The following is a 15,102-nucleotide window of genomic DNA, read 5'->3' as shown; positions in this document are numbered from 1 at the left end:
CTATCATCGACGGTCCCGACCGCCGTTTCGCTCGTCGCCACTGCCCCGATGAAATCACGCCTCAGCCTGTTGCCGAACTCCGTTTGCGTCGCGCTGCGCATCACCTGCGCCTCGGCGCTCGCGGTCCTATCCGCAGGCACTGCGCACGCGGCCGACTACGCCGACGGCATCTGCAAGGGCCAGGCCCACTCCGCGCAGGCCATCGCGCAGGCACGCGACTCGGGCATATCGAAAGAGGACGAACTGCAACGCATCCGCCTCGCCGCGCAGCAGATGCCCTACGACTCGCGCATGCTCGCGCTGACGGAGTTGCCGCAACTGGTGGAGGCGCTGTACGGCCAGTATGCGAACGTGCCGGCCGCGGACATGTACCCGAAGTATCTCGACTGGTGTCGTCAGCAGATCGCGAAGCAGCGCGCGCCGGGCAAATAGATCTGTGCGGGTTCATCGCGGGCTTACCGCGGGTTCATCGCGGGCTTACCGCGGGTTCATCGCGGACTCACCGCGGGTTCATCGCGGGCTTACCCCGCGCGCATCCGCACGCCGCGTCGACACTCACACCACGGTTCCCTGGACGACTCTCGGCACGGGCCGCTGCATCGGCCGCTGCCACATACCGTTCAGGTCGGGGCCGTACGGCCCTTGCTGCGGAAATCCGTGCGCGTTGTACAGGCAGCCATAGCCCGGCTGCGCAAAGCGCGGCCGGCGCGACACGGCATAGCCAATGGCGCCCGCGAGCAGCGACGACACACCGGCCGTAACGAGCGGCGCGAGCCCGAAGCCGAGCATTCCCATACCGAACGACGACCCCATCCCGAACCCGCCCGTACCCAGCGCGCCCACGCCGCCTGCCGCGAGCGCGAACATGGCATCCGACATCAGGCGGGTGCCGGTCATCGCGACAAAAGAGGCGCCGTATGACGAACCATACGATGAACCATACGGCGAGCCGTAGCGCACCGACCACGGCGCGGGCCGCACGAACGACGCGTACGGCGCACCGTAGCCGCCCTGCGGCGGCCAGCCTGTCGATACGCGCGTACGCAGCGGACGCGCGAAGCTGAAGAAGCGCGTCTTCAGCGCGCTTGCCTGCTCCCGCGCTTTGCCGATGCCGGCCTCGCCCGCGCGCTTCGTGGCTCGAAAGAACGTGCGCAGTTTCTCGTCGGTGCGGCGGATGCCATCGGGCGCACGATGGCCGCCGACGCCGCCGATGCGGGCAGCGCCGTCCGGGCCGGGCGCTGTGCCGGTCGGCCCGGTGTTGGACGCTGCGCCGATGCGCGGCGCGGTGTTCGACGCTGCGCCGACGCGCGGCGGAGGCCCCGCGAGCGCGCTCAGTACGGCGTGCCGCGCAGCGCCCGTAGCGGGCGGCGCTGGCGCGGTACGCGGCGTCGCAGCCTGCGCCGGGTCATCCGCGCCACCCGTCGCGCCCGTCGTTGTGGTGCCGCGTGGCACGCCGCCCATGCGATCGATCGTCATGAGCTCTTTCCTCCCTTTGCCTTTGCATTGCGAAGTCACGCTGTCACGAAGTTCACTGCCCCGGCGCGTACAGATCGAGCAGTTTCAGCGTCACGCCGTTGGTCCAGCCGAAGCCGTCCTGCAACGGATACTCGCCGCCTCCGCCGCCGCCCGTGCCTGCACCTTCCACCACGTACTTCTCCACGAGCTTCTGCTCAGACGCATACACGCCCTTCACGTCGGAGAGAAATCGCAGGCCGATCTGCTGCGCGGTATCCGACGCGCCATAGCGCTTCATGCCCTGAATCGCGATCCATTGCAGCGGGGCCCAACCGTTCGGCGCGTCCCATTGCTGGCCAGTGTTGTAGGTCGTCGTCACGAGACCGCCCGGTTGCACGAGCACGTTGCGCGCGGCCTGAATGGTCTTCTGCGCGCGGTCCGGCCACGCGGCGCCCGCGAAGAGCGGATACAGCATCGCCGCCGTCTGGTTGTCGCGCGGCTTGCCGAGCTGCCAATCGTAATCGCCGTAGTAACCTTTCGGATTCCATAGGTAATGGTTGATACCGATGGCCCGCTTCGCCGCGCGTCCCACGAACTCGCCCACGCAGCGGAAATCGAGCGACTCGCCGCAGCCGCGCGCAATGGTGAGCTCGAGATGGAACATCAGGCTGTTCAGGTCCACGGGCACGATGGACGTGGTGCGTATCGTGGCCAGCGTCTGGTTGTCGCCGAACCAGCGCGAGCTGAAGTCCCAGCCGCTTTCGGCCGTGGCGCGCAGATCGCGATAGACATCGCTCGCGGGGCGGCCCGTCGCCTGCTGCGCGGTCTGCACGTCTTCCAGATACGACTCGTCGCGCGGCGTATCCAGTTCGTCCCAGTAACGGTTGAGCACGGTGTGGTCGGGCATCACCACCACGTTGCGCGTGGCCGCGCCTGGCGCCGTGCCGGTCTCGCCCTGCATCCAGTACGCGTACTCCTTGCGCAGTTGCGGCAGATATTTCTGATAGACCTTGCCGCCCTCCTGGTTCGCCGCGAGTTCCACCATGTACGAAAAGAACGGCGGCTGCGAGCGGTCCAGGTAGTAGGTGCGATTGCCGTTCGGAATGTGGCCGAAGGTGTCGATCATGTAGGCGAAGTTGTCGAGCATGTCGTCGACGAGATCTTCGTGGCCCGCCTCCTGGAGCCCCAGCATCGTGAAGTACGTGTCCCAGTAGTAGCCCTCGCGAAAGCGGCCGCCCGGCACCACGTAGGGCTTCGGCAGCGGAATCAGCGAACTGTACGGCGGCGCGCTCGTGGTGGTGCGCGTGAGCGCGGGCCACAGCCAGTCGATGTGCTCGCGCAGCGTCTGGTTGGCGGGCGGCGTAATCACGGGCTCGCCCGGCGGCGTGAAGTACTGGTTCACGAAGGCCGCCAGCGAAAAGCCGGGCTGGTTCTTCTGCTGCTCGTAGGCCTGCACGATGGCGGCGGGCGCGGCGTTCGGCGTGGCATCGACGAAGGTCTTCTGGTCGGGATAGATCTGCGCCGTCTGCACGGCGACGAAGAGGTCGCCGTAGAGCTGATCCGGCGGCGGGGGCAACGGCTGGCCCACCTGCGTGTCGGCGAAGGCCACGCCCGCGGTCGTCGCCAACGCGAGCAGGCCGGCGGCCGCCAGCGTGCGGGGCATGGCGCGCATCGAAATACATTGCATGACGAACGATCGTGCTGCCGCCCTGCCCGCTGCCGTACTTCGAGGCGAAGGCTTGGTCGTGGCATCACGGCCTTCGGCTGCGATAGCGCCACGGGCGGCGATGCCCGATGGGGAATGGACGTGCGACGGGGTGCTCATGTCTCCTCCTTGCTGGATAGACAACCGGACCGGTCTCCGTCGCGTGCGCCTTGGCTTGTTGGGTTGATCGTTGGCGCGATTCGTTTGCTCGATTCGTTTGCTCGATTCGTTTGCTCGATTCGTTTGCTCGATTCGCTCGCGCGGTTCGACTGTGCGTTGCGCCTCGCGAGCATCGCACAGGCCCGGCGCGGGCCGCAATCGCGCGCGGCGCCATGCTCCGAAACGATGTGCAGCCCAGCGAAGCCAGCCGTATTTGCGGTGAGAAGAAGTGAAAAGAAGCAAGAGGCAGCAGCAAAAAACGCTCCTTCATTCGCGTGGTTCCTCGCGCGGCAACTTCGCGTGGCGAGAACATCGCAATTCGCGAATGGCCGACGAGACGAAAACCCCATAAATAAGGGCACCGCACCCTTCAGGCATGCGAAATGAATGCCGATACCACGGCGAGGCCATGGTAGGCTCGCGCTTCGCTACAATCGAAGCAGTCGACGCAAGCTCGGCGTTATCCGCGCACCCGCACCGCAACTCGCACTTCAACGCTGTTTCGACGCAGGTCATCTGGATTTCCGCGACGGGGACTTATGAACGACGACCAATCCGACTCATTGCTGTACGCCCGCTTCGGCACGACGAGCCCTTGCTGGCGGCTTTCGGGTGACAGCAACGCGCTGGAACTCACGCCCGAGACCGGGCCCGGGCCCGCCGACGTCGCCATTGCGCTTTCGGGGCACCAGGCGGCGCAGATCCGCCAGCTCACGGGCGTCACCTCTCACCTCACGCTCGACCTGCGGCTCTTCGGCGAACCGGTGCGGCTGCATCTGGTGGGCCGCAAGCTCGGTCCCAACGCATGGGCCGGCACGGCTTCGGAATGGGCCGATACCGAATCCGTGGCGCGCGATCTCGTGCACGGACTCTCGTTTGCGGAGCAGGTGGTTTCCGAGGTGAACTCGGTGGTCGTGATCGTCGACCGGGCGGGTCGCATCCAGCGTTTCAACCGCCTTGCCGAAGAACTCACCGGCATGAAAGAAGAAGACGTGGTGGGCCGCAACGTGTGGGCGCTGTTCATGTCCGAAGAAGCAGGCGCGGCGTCGAGCCAGAACATCTCCGGCTTCTTCAATCGCGGGGTCTCGTACGAAGTGGAACGATGGGTGAAGACCGTTCACGGCGACCGGCTCTTTCTCTTTCGCAACAAGTTCGTGCAAAGCGGCAGCGGCATGAACGAGCAATACCTGATCTGCTCGGGCACGGACATCACCGAAGAGCGGCGCGCCCAGACGCGGCTCACCGAACTCGCGAATACCGATTCGCTCACGGGCCTGCCGAACCGCAACGCCATTCACGAGAAGATTCGCGCAGCGATTGCCGACCGGTCCGGGGACGAGGCCGTCGGCATTCTGTTTCTCGACCTCGACAACTTCAAGCGGGTCAACGACCACTACGGCCACCTGTTCGGCGACCGGCTGTTGAAAGACGTGTCCGACGCGATTCGCGCCTGCCTCGATCCGGGCGACACGCTCGCGCGACTGGGCGGCGACGAGTTCATCGTGCTGGCCGCGCCCACGACGCAGGCCGCGCTGGAAGCCACGGCGCAGCGCATCCTCGAGCGTCTGCGGGTGCCGTTCAGCCTGGGGCTCGTCGAGGTCTATACCGGCTGCTCCATCGGCATTGCACTGTGCCCCGACCACGCGGGCACGCTGGAAACCATGGTGCGCTGCGCCGACACGGCCATGTACGTGGCGAAAGATGAAGGCAAACGCACGTGGCGCGTGTTTTCGCCGGAAATGAACCGCAAGGTGGCCGAGTACATGTGGCTCGACAACAACCTGCGCCGCGGCCTCGACGAAGGACAGCTTACGCTTTGCTATCAGCCCAAGATCGCGCTCGCCAGCGGCACCGTGCAGGCCGTGGAAGCGCTCGTGCGCTGGAATTCACCTGAACGCGGGCAGATCATGCCGGGCGAGTTCATCCGTTATGCGGAGGAGTCCGGCCTGATCGGCGCGCTCGGCCAGTGGGTGATGCGCACGGCCGCGGACCAGGCCGCCATCTGGAAAGAGCGCGGCCTGAACCTGCGCGTGGCCATCAACGTGTCGCCGCGACAGCTTGCCGATACCGACGTGGTGCGGCACTTCCGCGAGGCGCTCGAGCAGGCGAAGCTCGACCCGTGCCTCATCGACATCGAGTTGACGGAAAGCTGCCTGATCGAAGACGAAGCGGCTGCACTGGAACGCATCCAGCAGTTCCGGCAATTGGGTGCACAAGTGCATCTGGACGACTTCGGTACCGGCTACTCGTCGCTCTCCCAGCTCGGCCGCATTCCGCTCGACGTCATCAAGCTCGACCGCAGTTTCGTGCATGCCATTCACGAGAAACCGAAGTCACAGGCACTGGTGCGGTCCATGGTGGCCGTCGCACAGGAACTGAACCTCAAGGTGGTGGCCGAGGGCATCGAAACCGTGGCGGAAGAACGCTTCATGCAGGACCTGGGCGTGGACTACGTGCAGGGCTATCTCTATGCGCACGCCATGCCGGCCGCGGATTTCGAGGCATGGTTGCGGGAAAGGCAGCGGCCGAGGTTGATTGCTTGAGCGCGAGTGCAGCGGCTCTTGCCGCTGGCGCGGGTTCGCGAGTCGCCGAAGCAGACAGGCAGACTCACAGGCGCGGGACAGACCACATGCCGGGCACGGATGCACCTGGCCGACCCGCCCCGCGCCTACGGTGCCATTACTTCGGCAAGGCCGCGTTGAGCGAACTGAGGAGGCTCGTCGCGGGACTGAGCGGACTCGCGGTGCCGCTGCCCGCGTGAGACGCCGTGTTGGTCACGGTGGCCACGAGACCCGTGACCGGCGCGAGGAGACCCGTCGTGGACGGGCCCGCCGACGCACCGAGCGCGTTGGCGCTGGACGCCACCGCGGCACCCGTCGCGTTCGCACCCACGCCAAGCGCGTTGCCCGTCGCGGCAATCGCGCCGCCGAGTGCACTGCCTCCTGCTCCGAAGCCCGCTCCAAGCGCGCCCGCGCCGGCAACAGCCGCGTTCGCGCCCGATGCCGCCACGGTATTGAGCGCCGTGGCGAGCGGCGCAATGGACGCGCCGCCGCTACCCGGTGCCGGCACGGCGTTCGTCACTGCGCCGAGCGCGCTCGTGATCGGCGCAAGCGGACTGCCGCCGCTCGTGGGATTCGGCAGCGAACTGAGAATGCTCGTGATCGGCGCGATGGGGGTGCCGCCGTTGGTGACGCCACCGAGGGCACCGGTGATGGGGGCGAGCGGGTTGCCGCTGTTCGTGGGGTTCGGCAGCGAGCCGAGCACGTTCGTAATGGGCGCAAGCGGATTGCCACCGCTCGCAGGATTCGGCAGCGAACCCAGCACGCCAGTAATCGGCGCAAGCGGATTGCCAACGCTCGTCGGATTCGACAGCGAACCCAGCACGTCAGTAATCGGCGCAAGCGGATTGCCACCGCTCGCAGGATTCGGCAACGAACCCAGCACGTTCGTAATCGGCGCAAGTGGACTGCCGCCGCTCGTCGGATTCGGCAGCGAGCCCAACACGCCAGTAATCGGCGCAAGCGGATCGCCTCCACTCGCAGGACTCGGCAGCGCCCCGCCAGGCAGCCCCACGCTTACCGCGCCCGTCGGCAGCGTCAGGGTCGCGCCGACCGTGCCGCCGCCCGAGCCTGCGTTCGCGCTGCCCGCGGCGCCCAGGGTCACGTTATTGCCGTCGCCGGCGGCACCGCTACTGCCGCTGATTGCCCCGACCGGCAAGCCGGCCGTCGTTGTCTCCGCTATCGCCACACTGCTTTGTGCCATTGCCAATGCCGCCATTGCGCCAAGCGCGGTAGCCGCAAGCGTGAAGCTCTTTTTCATGTCGCCGACCTTTCTGGTGAGTACTGCGGTTGAGAAGGCGGCGTCTCTCAGCAGAAGGCGTGCCATATCAATCGGCGCGCATGAAGGCGGGACGAAAAGGTGGCGGGATCGAGGCGGGAGACCGTCACGCGGCGACATGGCACGACACCAGCGCTCGCTACGTGCCAGCCATGTGTCCCAGAACATCGCGGCTGTTACGGGCGGCGTCACGTAACGCCGCCCACAAAAACGCCCCCCGCCCGCAAGGCAAAGGCCAACTCAAAAAGACCAACGCAAAACAGACGCACAAAAAATCGAAGCCCCGCTCAGACCGCCTGCGCCATCTGCACCCGCGTCGCGGACGTGCGCCGGTTCTGCAGCGTGACGAGCCGCTCCATGAACGCGAGGTCCTTTTCTTCGATCGAAAACGCGGCGTCCACCCAGTCCTCGGTAATCTCCATCAGTTCCGCGCGCGAAAGCTGCAGCACGCGCTGCCGCGCGCGGATCATCGCGCGAATGCCATTCAGCTTGGGCCGCAGCGTATCGATGAACGTGCGCGTCGCCGTGTAGGCCTCGCCCGGCTCGAAGAGCTGATCCACGAGGCCGCGCGACGCATACCACTCGGCCGTGTGCGATTCGCCGCCGCCGATCAGTTCTTCGGCGAGCCGCATGCCGGCACGCCGCGCCACGAGCGAATAGCCGCCCATGCCCGGGAACAGGTTGAAGGCAATCTCGGGAAAGCCGAGCCGCGCGTCGTTCTGCGCGAGCAGGAAATGGTGGGCGAGCGCGGCCTCGAAGCCGCCGCCGAGCGCCGTGCCCTCCACCATCGCGATCGAGACCGCGCCCGTGTCGAAGCCGCGCGAAGCGGCGTGCACGCAGTCCACGCAGGCGCGCGCGTAGGCCATCATGTCTTCGCGCCGGCCGGTGCGAATGGCGTCGGAGAAGAAGTCGAGGTCGCCGCCCACGTTGAACATGGAAGGCACGAGCGAGCCCGTCACCCAGAAATCGATGGGAAGCCCCGAGTGACGGGCGGCGCGGGCGAGCGCGAGGATGTCGTGAACGAGTTCGAGGTTGAAGCACGGACGAGGCTGCGAACGCAGCATCATCCACATGACGTTGCGCCCTTCTTCGTAGTACGCACAGAGTTGGGAAAGATGGCCGGCATCGACGAAAGGCCGGCAGGCGTGGTGATTTTGGAGGCTCATTTTGATCGGTCCTGTTTAGGTGATTTCACGGGAGTAAAGCAATACGAGCCTAAAACAGGCATCCATTCGAAGAGGATGGCTACGTCACATAATCGGGTAGAAACCCTGATCGGCCATGAGCGCTGGCGCACAAAAGGGAGAGCCGCCCCTGATGTACGGCGTGCCTTGCCCGGGGCCGCAAGGCGGGCGATCGGCGGCCTCGCGCGAACAAGCGCTGCATGTGCCATATGCGCAAAAGGCGGCACAATCGCTTGAAACGCAATAAGGAGATATTGGTAAGCGGGCGAAAGGCGCTTTAATTATTTTTGTGCGACCTTTTCCCTTTTCGCCGATTCGCTCATTCAAAGAGAACCGGATTTATGCCAGTAGCATATTGAATTTCGCTGCGTCCGCGAATGGCGCGTGGTCCGCTTGCACAGAAAGCAAGGATCGCGATGCAGCGGGCCCGGCAGACCGCAACTTCGTCCGACCTGCCCCCCGCCGCCGCGCATTCAATCCACGCCGGCGGCCCAGCGGCGCGCCTCGTCGGCGGGCATGCCGGCCGACACCGCGGCGTCGTGGATCTGCTGCCAGGTCGCGGGATCGACGGGCACGCCGTGCGCCTCGCGTTGCGCGCGCATCTCGCGCTCCGGTTCGCCGGGCGCGTAGATGCGCTCCACGCCTGCGGCGCGCGGCGACGCCTTCACCCATTCGATGAACGCGTCGGCCTCGGCCTCCGCATTGCCGGCGTCGAATGCGTTCGGGTCCACGATCACCGAGAGCATGCAGTTCACGATGGCACTCGTCTTTTCCAGCGTGTCGGCATGCGTGGTGTAGCCGCCCGACAGCGCCCCGCCGAAAATCTCGCACATCGCCGCAAGCCCGTAACCCTTATGGCCGCTCGCCTCGCCGCCCGTCGGCATGAGCGCACCGAAGGGCGCCTCGTGCATCACCTTCGGTTCGACGGTGGGCTGGCCCGCGTGGTCGATCAGCGCGCCGCCCGGCACACGCTTGCCCTGGTTGTAGGCCACGCGCGTCTTGCCGTAGGCAATCGCGCTCGTCGCGAAATCGAGCACGAGCGGCGGCTTGCCGGTGCGCGGAAAAGCGGCGCAAAACGGATTCGTGCCGATGCGCCGGTCGATGCCGCCGAACGGCGCGACGAGCGGGTCGCCCGCCACGTTGGCAAAGTGAAACGAAACGAGGCCCGCCTGCGCGCACTGCTCCGCCCAATGTCCGATGCGGCCGATGTGATGCGCGTTGCGCAACCCTACGGCGCACACGCCGAGCTTCGCGGCACGCTCGATGCCGCGCTCCATGGCCTCGGCCGCGACCACCTGCCCGAAGCCGCGGCCGCCGTCGATGGTCAGCACCGCGCCCACGTCGCGCACGACCTGCGCGTGCAGGTTCAGCTTCAGCTCGCCCTCGCGCAGCGACGCCACGTAGCGCGGAATCATGCCCACGCCGTGCGAGTCGTGCCCCGCCAGATTCGCCGCCACCAGATGGTCGGCCACGAGGCGCGCTTCCTGCGCGGCGCTGCCCGCATGCTCCCAGATGGCGCGCACGTAGGCATGCAGGCGATCGGGCGAAATGCGTGGCGAGGCGGCGGCAGTCGCGCGGGTAGCGTCGTTCATGAACGGAATCGCTCCTGATGGCTGAGGCGGTTGGGAAAAAGAGAAGCACGGCGCGACGCCCTTCGCGGACGCCGCGCCGTGCAGGTCACGGCGCGGCGGCGATCACCTCGGCCACGGTGGCCGTCAGTTTCTTCGCGTACGGCACATGCAGGAATTCGTTCGGACCATGTGCATTCGATTTCGGGCCCAGCACGCCGCACACCATGAACTGCGAGTTCGGGAAGCCTGCCTTCAGTACGTTCATGAGCGGAATCGTGCCGCCCTGGCCGATGTAGGCGCAATCTGCACCATAGTGCTCGCGCGAGGCGTCGTTGAGTGCAGACGAGAGCCACGGCGCGAGGTCCGGCGCGCTCCAGCCGGTGGCCGCGCCCGCGTCGGGCTTGAACGTGACCTTCGCGTTGTACGGCGGATCGAGTTCGAGCAGCGACTTCAGTTGCGCCACGGCCGTAGCCGCATCGACGAGCGGCGGCAGCCGCAGCGAAAGCTTGAACGCCGTGCGCGGACGCAGCACGTTGCCTGCATCGGCGAGCGACGGCAAGCCCGCCGCGCCCGTCACCGAAAGCGAGGGACGCCACGTCGAGTTCAGCAGCGCCTCCTGCGGATCGGTCGTGGTGGGCAGCACCGGCCGGCCGTCCTGTCCGCACGCCCAGGGCACGCTCTTCCAGACGCTGTCGCCGAGAATCTTCGCGGTGGCCTCGGCCTCGCGCAGCCGTTGCGACGGAATCGCGCAATGGAATCCTTCGGGCAGCAGGTTGCCCGTGGCGGCGTCCTCGAGGCGCTCGAACAGCTGCCGCATGATGCGGAAGCTCGATGGCGCGATGCCGCCATAGCCGCCCGAGTGAATGCCTTCGTCAAGCACCTGCACTTCGAGGTCGCCGGCAACGAGTCCGCGCAGCGACGTGGTGAGCCACAGCTGGTCGTAATTGCCGGCCCCCGAATCGAGGCACACCACGAGGCCCACGTTGCCGAGCCGCTCGCGCAGCGCATCCACGTAAGGCAGCAGGTCGTAGCTGCCGGACTCCTCGCAGGTCTCGATCAGGCCGACGCAGCGCGGCCGCTCGATACCTTGCGCGTCGAGCGCGGCGAGCGCCGTGATGCTTGCGTAGATGGCGTAGCCGTCGTCGGCGCCGCCGCGGCCGTAGAGCTTGCCGTCTTCGAGCTTGGGCGTCCACGGCCCCAGGTCGTTGCGCCAGCCCGAAAACTCGGGCTGCTTGTCGAGGTGACCGTAGAGCACGATGGTGTCCGTGCTGCCCGAGCGCGTGGCCGGCGTTTCGAAGAAGATCACCGGCGTGCGGCCCGGCAGGCGCACGATTTCGAGCGTGAGGCCGCGCACCGGCTGCTTTTCGGCCCACTGCGCGGCGTCCGCCACCACGCGCTCGATGTAGCCGTGGCGCGCCCAGTCGGGATCGAATGCGGGACTCTTCGCGGGCACCGCGATGTAGTCGGTCAGCGCCGGCACGATCTCGTCGTTCCACTTGCGTTCGACGAACTCGCGCAGCGTGTCGTGATTCACCTGATGGGCTTCTTTCGTGTCGGAGATCATGATGGGCTGACCCTGCCAATGAAAACGCCCATGATAGACCGATCCGTCTGGCGGCGTGGCGCGCGCCCCGCCTGCGCGCACGGGCACGCGCAGGCCATGCCGGCCTGTGGACGCTGCACGCCGGCACCCCATTCGCGCGAGAATCGGAAGATTCCGGGTGCAGGCACTGAATGCACTGTGTGCACTGCGCTGCATGATCCAAAGGGAGGGCTATGGGAAGCAATCTGCTGGTTCAGGCAGTCGAGGTGTTGGCCGCACTGGCCCTCTATTTCATGCCATCGATTCTCGCGGACCGCCGCAAGCGCCGCGACGTGCTCACGATCGCACTCTTCAACGCCGTGATGGGCTGGACCGTATTCGGCTGGTTGCTCGCCCTCTACTGGTCGCTACAGCCGAACCCGCCGGAAAACGTGGCCGGCGAGGTCACGGAGAAACGGCGCCTGCTCAGCATGGGGCGGTTTTCGCGTGCACTCGCCGAGCGGGTCAGTGCACGCGTGACGCGCACCGCTGCACGCGACCGGGTGCAGAAATAGCCGACAGCCGGTGCATGCCGAGCGCGCTTTGCGGGTGCATGAAATAATCGGCACTCAAACGCATCTCACGTCCGCCCGCGATGAAGTGCGGGCGCCTCCCCACCGAACTTCCCCCCGCCCGACAGGAGCCCGCAGTGCCGCAAACCACCCATCTGCTCGCTTTCGCCGCCGTCGCCCTCGGCATGGCGCTCACGCCCGGACCCAACATGATCTACCTGATCTCGCGCTCCATCTGCCAGGGACGCACGGCAGGGCTGATCTCGCTTGGCGGCGTCGCACTCGGGTTCATGTTCTATATGTTGTGCGCGGCATTCGGCATCACGGCGCTGCTGCTCGCCGTGCCGTTCGCCTACGACGCCCTGCGCTTCGGCGGCGCGCTGTATCTGCTCTGGCTCGCGTGGCAGGCCCTGCGCCCCGGCGGCCGCTCGCCGTTCCAGGTGCGCGATCTGCCGGCGGACAGCCCGCGCAAGCTCTTCGCGATGGGCTTCGTCACCAACCTGCTGAATCCGAAAATCGCGGTGCTTTATCTCTCGCTGCTGCCGCAGTTCATCGATCCGCTGCACGGCAGCGTGCTCAAGCAGTCCCTCGCACTCGGCACCGTGCAGATTGCGCTCAGCATTTCGGTGAATGGCGTCGTCGCCATGACGGCCGGTTCGATCGCCGCGTTCCTCGCCGGGCGGCCAGCGTGGTTGGCGCTTCAACGCTGGCTGATGGGCACCGTGTTGATCGGCCTTGCGGCGCGCATGGCAACGGAAGCGCAGAAATGACGGGGCAGACGGCCACGTTGCCCATCCGTCCGCTCACGCCGGACGACGTGGACCTTGTGTGTCACCACCGTCACGCGATGTTCGTCGAGGCGGGCAAAGACGCCGAGAGCCTTGCACGCATGACGCCGGCGTTCCGGGCGTGGCTCGCGCCGCGCCTTGCCGACGGCTCCTACTTCGGGTTCGTGGCCATGGACGGCGAGCGCGCTGTCGCGGGCATCGGCCTGATGGAGGTGGCGTGGCCGCCCCACCCGCTGCATCCGGACCAGGACCGGCGGGGCTATGTGCTCAATGTGTATGTGGAACCGGCGTACCGGCAGCGCGGTCTTGCGCACACGTTGATGCAATGGGCCGACGAGGCGTTCAGCGCGCGCGGCCTTCGATATGCCGTGCTGCATGCAACCGACATGGGCCGGCCGCTGTACGAGAAACTGGGTTGGTCGCAGACCACTGAGATGGCGAAAGCGGTGGAGGCCGTGCGCGGCGCCTGAGCTGCGCGTCAGGTAGACGACGTAGCCGCCGTGCCGGGAGGCAGCGCCGGAGACTTCGTCGGTCGTCGCGCGGCGCTCGCCACGACGGTCACAGGCGTCCCACCGTCGCGATGCCGAAATACTGTTGCATCTGCACCGAGCCGGGCGGAATGGAGCGCGGCTCGAGCCGCACGCGGTCCTGCGCGAACATGTCCTGCCGCAACTCGCCCTGCTCGTCGAACCACTGGCACACGAGCCAGTCGCCGCTCGCGAATCCCACCGGTCCCACGTACGTCACCGTCATGCGCGGGCCGCCCGATCTGAGCGCGACCACGTCGCCGATGCCGATGTTCTGCTCCTGCTGCATGTCGATCAGGGTTGCGCTGGACATGAGAATCCCCAATGGAAAACCATGACTTGAAGCCCGTGGCGGGGTTGCATGGCGAATTTGTCTCTGCCTTTTCCGCTTTCCTGCGTGCCCGGGAGGCACGATGCGTTAAAAGGTGAGCCAAGATTAACAACGCCAATATCCGTCTGCAAGCGATTTTTATAACGATGATTTACAGGCAGATGAATATACCTGGGAAATTCCTGGGTATCAGCATAAACGGGTCCAGCCGCGTCCCGCCCGGCGCGACATGGCGCCGCAGCAGGCCGGACGGCGGCAGGTCTTACTTATTCCCGCACGAGCGTCCGTAAAACGTGCCGAAGCGCGAATGACGTCCGGACGTTCGGCATTAATCGCCAATAATCATACTGTTTTCGGGTTTGGCGATTTTTTCAGGTAATGCCATTTACGGCGCACTGCACAATTGCGCGGATATCGAAAACGTTTTTCCCGCGCTTTTTTAATCGTTATGCATTTATCTGTAAAGGAGCGGTTTACCGGTGAGCAAAGGCGCGAGGCGTTTCAGTCCGGCGGCGCCTCCCGCGGCGCGCCCGACAGCAGCGCGCTGATTTCGGCGTGGCTCACCGCATCCGCTGCGTAGGTGAACGTGCCGCGTTCGTGCATCTCGCGCGCGGCGCGCAGGAACGCGCCGTATGCCGCGCGTGCAAGCGACCCGCCCACGCTGATCCGCTTCACGCCCAGGCCCTCCAGTTCGGCGACGCTGAGCACGGCGCCCTGCAGTCCCATCAACACGTTGACGGGCCGGCCGAGCGCGCCCACTACCGTCGCAATGTCCTCGCGCGAGCGCAGGCCCGGCGCGTAGAGCACGTCGGCGCCGGCTTCCTCGTAGGCCTGAAGGCGGCGAATCGTGTCGCGCAGATCGTCGCGGCCATGCAGATGATTTTCGGCGCGCGCCGTCAAGGTGAACGGGAACGGCAAGGCGCGCGCCGCCTCGACGGCCGCGCGCACGCGCTCGACGGCGAGGTCGAACGGGTAGATGGGATCGTCGGCACGGCCGGTGGCGTCTTCGATCGAGCCGCCCACCACGCCGGCGCCGGCCGCGAGGCGAATGGTCTGCGCCGCCGTTTCGGGCGCATCGCCGAAACCGTTCTCGAGGTCGGCGCTCACGGGAAGATCCGTGGCCGCGGCAATTTCCGCGAGGTGCACCAGCATCGGGTCGCGGCCTACGGCGCTGTCGGGCACGCCGCGCGAAAACGCGTAGCCGGCGCTGCTGGTGGCGAGCGCCTTGAAGCCCGTCACGGCCAGCAGCCGTGCTGAGCCGACGTCCCAGGGATTTGGGATCACGAACGCGCCCGGCGCTTCATGCAGGGCGCGCAGGCGCCGGCCTTTTTCCGCCTGGGTGACGGAGTCGTGTGCCGATAGATGAGCGGGGCGGCTCGCGGCCCCGTCTTCCGAAGGTCCGGTTGCCTCGGTCGTCATGATGTTTGTCCTTATGAAGTGAACGCCGCCGG

The 15,102-nt window shown here is 66.5% G+C and carries 13 protein-coding genes; 5 read left to right on the top strand and 8 right to left on the bottom strand.

Features of this window, described 5'->3' with window-relative positions; all coding sequences use genetic code 11:
* Positions 1 to 48: 48 nt before the first annotated feature.
* The gene (locus U0042_RS08055) at positions 49 to 432 is read left to right on the top strand and encodes a hypothetical protein (protein ID WP_157977805.1); all 384 of its coding nucleotides are present in this window, start codon (positions 49 to 51) and stop codon (positions 430 to 432) included.
* A gap of 123 nt (positions 433 to 555) precedes the next feature.
* Here U0042_RS08055 and U0042_RS08050 read toward each other — a convergent pair whose 3' ends face one another.
* A complete protein-coding gene (locus U0042_RS08050; RefSeq protein WP_114810495.1) occupies positions 556 to 1,476 on the bottom strand; it encodes a hypothetical protein in 921 nt (306 codons plus the stop codon).
* 52 nt (positions 1,477 to 1,528) lie between these two features.
* Positions 1,529 to 3,118 carry an alpha,alpha-trehalase TreA gene (gene treA / locus U0042_RS08045; RefSeq protein WP_419150503.1) on the bottom strand — a complete coding sequence of 530 codons (1,590 nt, stop codon included), beginning with the start codon at positions 3,116 to 3,118 and terminating at the stop codon, positions 1,529 to 1,531.
* A 740-nt stretch (positions 3,119 to 3,858) separates the two neighbouring features.
* Between treA and pdeR the strand changes: the two genes are divergently transcribed.
* Positions 3,859 to 5,862, top strand: a complete 2,004-nt coding sequence (gene pdeR / locus U0042_RS08040) for a cyclic di-GMP phosphodiesterase (RefSeq protein WP_114810493.1) — start codon at positions 3,859 to 3,861, stop codon at positions 5,860 to 5,862.
* A 136-nt stretch (positions 5,863 to 5,998) separates the two neighbouring features.
* Here pdeR and U0042_RS08035 read toward each other — a convergent pair whose 3' ends face one another.
* The 4 genes from U0042_RS08035 to U0042_RS08020 all read right to left on the bottom strand — a co-directional run bounded on the left by U0042_RS08035 (position 5,999) and on the right by U0042_RS08020 (position 11,475).
* Entirely contained in the window at positions 5,999 to 7,138 is a 1,140-nt protein-coding gene (locus U0042_RS08035) for a hypothetical protein (protein WP_114810492.1), read from the bottom strand.
* Positions 7,139 to 7,443: 305 nt separating this feature from the next.
* Positions 7,444 to 8,322 (bottom strand): crotonase/enoyl-CoA hydratase family protein, encoded by an 879-nt coding sequence (locus U0042_RS08030; protein WP_114810491.1) that lies wholly within the window; start codon positions 8,320 to 8,322, stop codon positions 7,444 to 7,446.
* A 491-nt stretch (positions 8,323 to 8,813) separates the two neighbouring features.
* Positions 8,814 to 9,932 (bottom strand): malate/lactate/ureidoglycolate dehydrogenase, encoded by a 1,119-nt coding sequence (locus U0042_RS08025; protein ID WP_114810490.1) that lies wholly within the window; start codon positions 9,930 to 9,932, stop codon positions 8,814 to 8,816.
* An 85-nt stretch (positions 9,933 to 10,017) separates the two neighbouring features.
* A complete protein-coding gene (locus U0042_RS08020) occupies positions 10,018 to 11,475 on the bottom strand; it encodes a M20 family metallopeptidase (protein ID WP_114810701.1) in 1,458 nt (485 codons plus the stop codon).
* Between the two features lie 212 nt (positions 11,476 to 11,687).
* Here U0042_RS08020 and U0042_RS08015 point away from each other — a divergent pair, with 212 nt between their 5' ends.
* The 3 genes from U0042_RS08015 (at position 11,688) to U0042_RS08005 (ending at position 13,263) form a co-directional block, all read left to right on the top strand.
* Positions 11,688 to 12,008 carry a superinfection immunity protein gene (locus tag U0042_RS08015; RefSeq protein ID WP_114810489.1) on the top strand — a complete coding sequence of 107 codons (321 nt, stop codon included), beginning with the start codon at positions 11,688 to 11,690 and terminating at the stop codon, positions 12,006 to 12,008.
* A 134-nt stretch (positions 12,009 to 12,142) separates the two neighbouring features.
* Complete coding sequence (locus U0042_RS08010; RefSeq protein WP_114810488.1) at positions 12,143 to 12,775, top strand: LysE family translocator; 633 nt, start codon at positions 12,143 to 12,145, stop codon at positions 12,773 to 12,775.
* The gene (locus U0042_RS08005) at positions 12,772 to 13,263 is read left to right on the top strand and encodes a GNAT family N-acetyltransferase (protein ID WP_114810487.1); all 492 of its coding nucleotides are present in this window, start codon (positions 12,772 to 12,774) and stop codon (positions 13,261 to 13,263) included. The genes U0042_RS08010 and U0042_RS08005 overlap by 4 nt, the downstream gene beginning before the upstream one ends.
* An 88-nt stretch (positions 13,264 to 13,351) precedes the next feature.
* On the opposite strand, the gene U0042_RS08000 is transcribed toward U0042_RS08005, so the two are convergent.
* Both U0042_RS08000 and U0042_RS07995 read right to left on the bottom strand, forming a co-directional pair.
* On the bottom strand, positions 13,352 to 13,633 hold the full coding sequence (locus tag U0042_RS08000) for a YodC family protein (RefSeq protein ID WP_114810700.1): 282 nt from the start codon (positions 13,631 to 13,633) through the stop codon (positions 13,352 to 13,354).
* A gap of 519 nt (positions 13,634 to 14,152) precedes the next feature.
* The gene (locus U0042_RS07995; protein WP_232833320.1) at positions 14,153 to 15,070 is read right to left on the bottom strand and encodes an isocitrate lyase/PEP mutase family protein; all 918 of its coding nucleotides are present in this window, start codon (positions 15,068 to 15,070) and stop codon (positions 14,153 to 14,155) included.
* Between the last annotated feature and the right edge of the window lie 32 nt (positions 15,071 to 15,102).

The sequence above is a fragment of the Paraburkholderia kururiensis genome (assembly GCF_034424375.1).
GTDB lineage: Bacteria > Pseudomonadota > Gammaproteobacteria > Burkholderiales > Burkholderiaceae > Paraburkholderia > Paraburkholderia kururiensis_A.
This window is presented reverse-complemented; position numbering and strand designations above follow the sequence as displayed.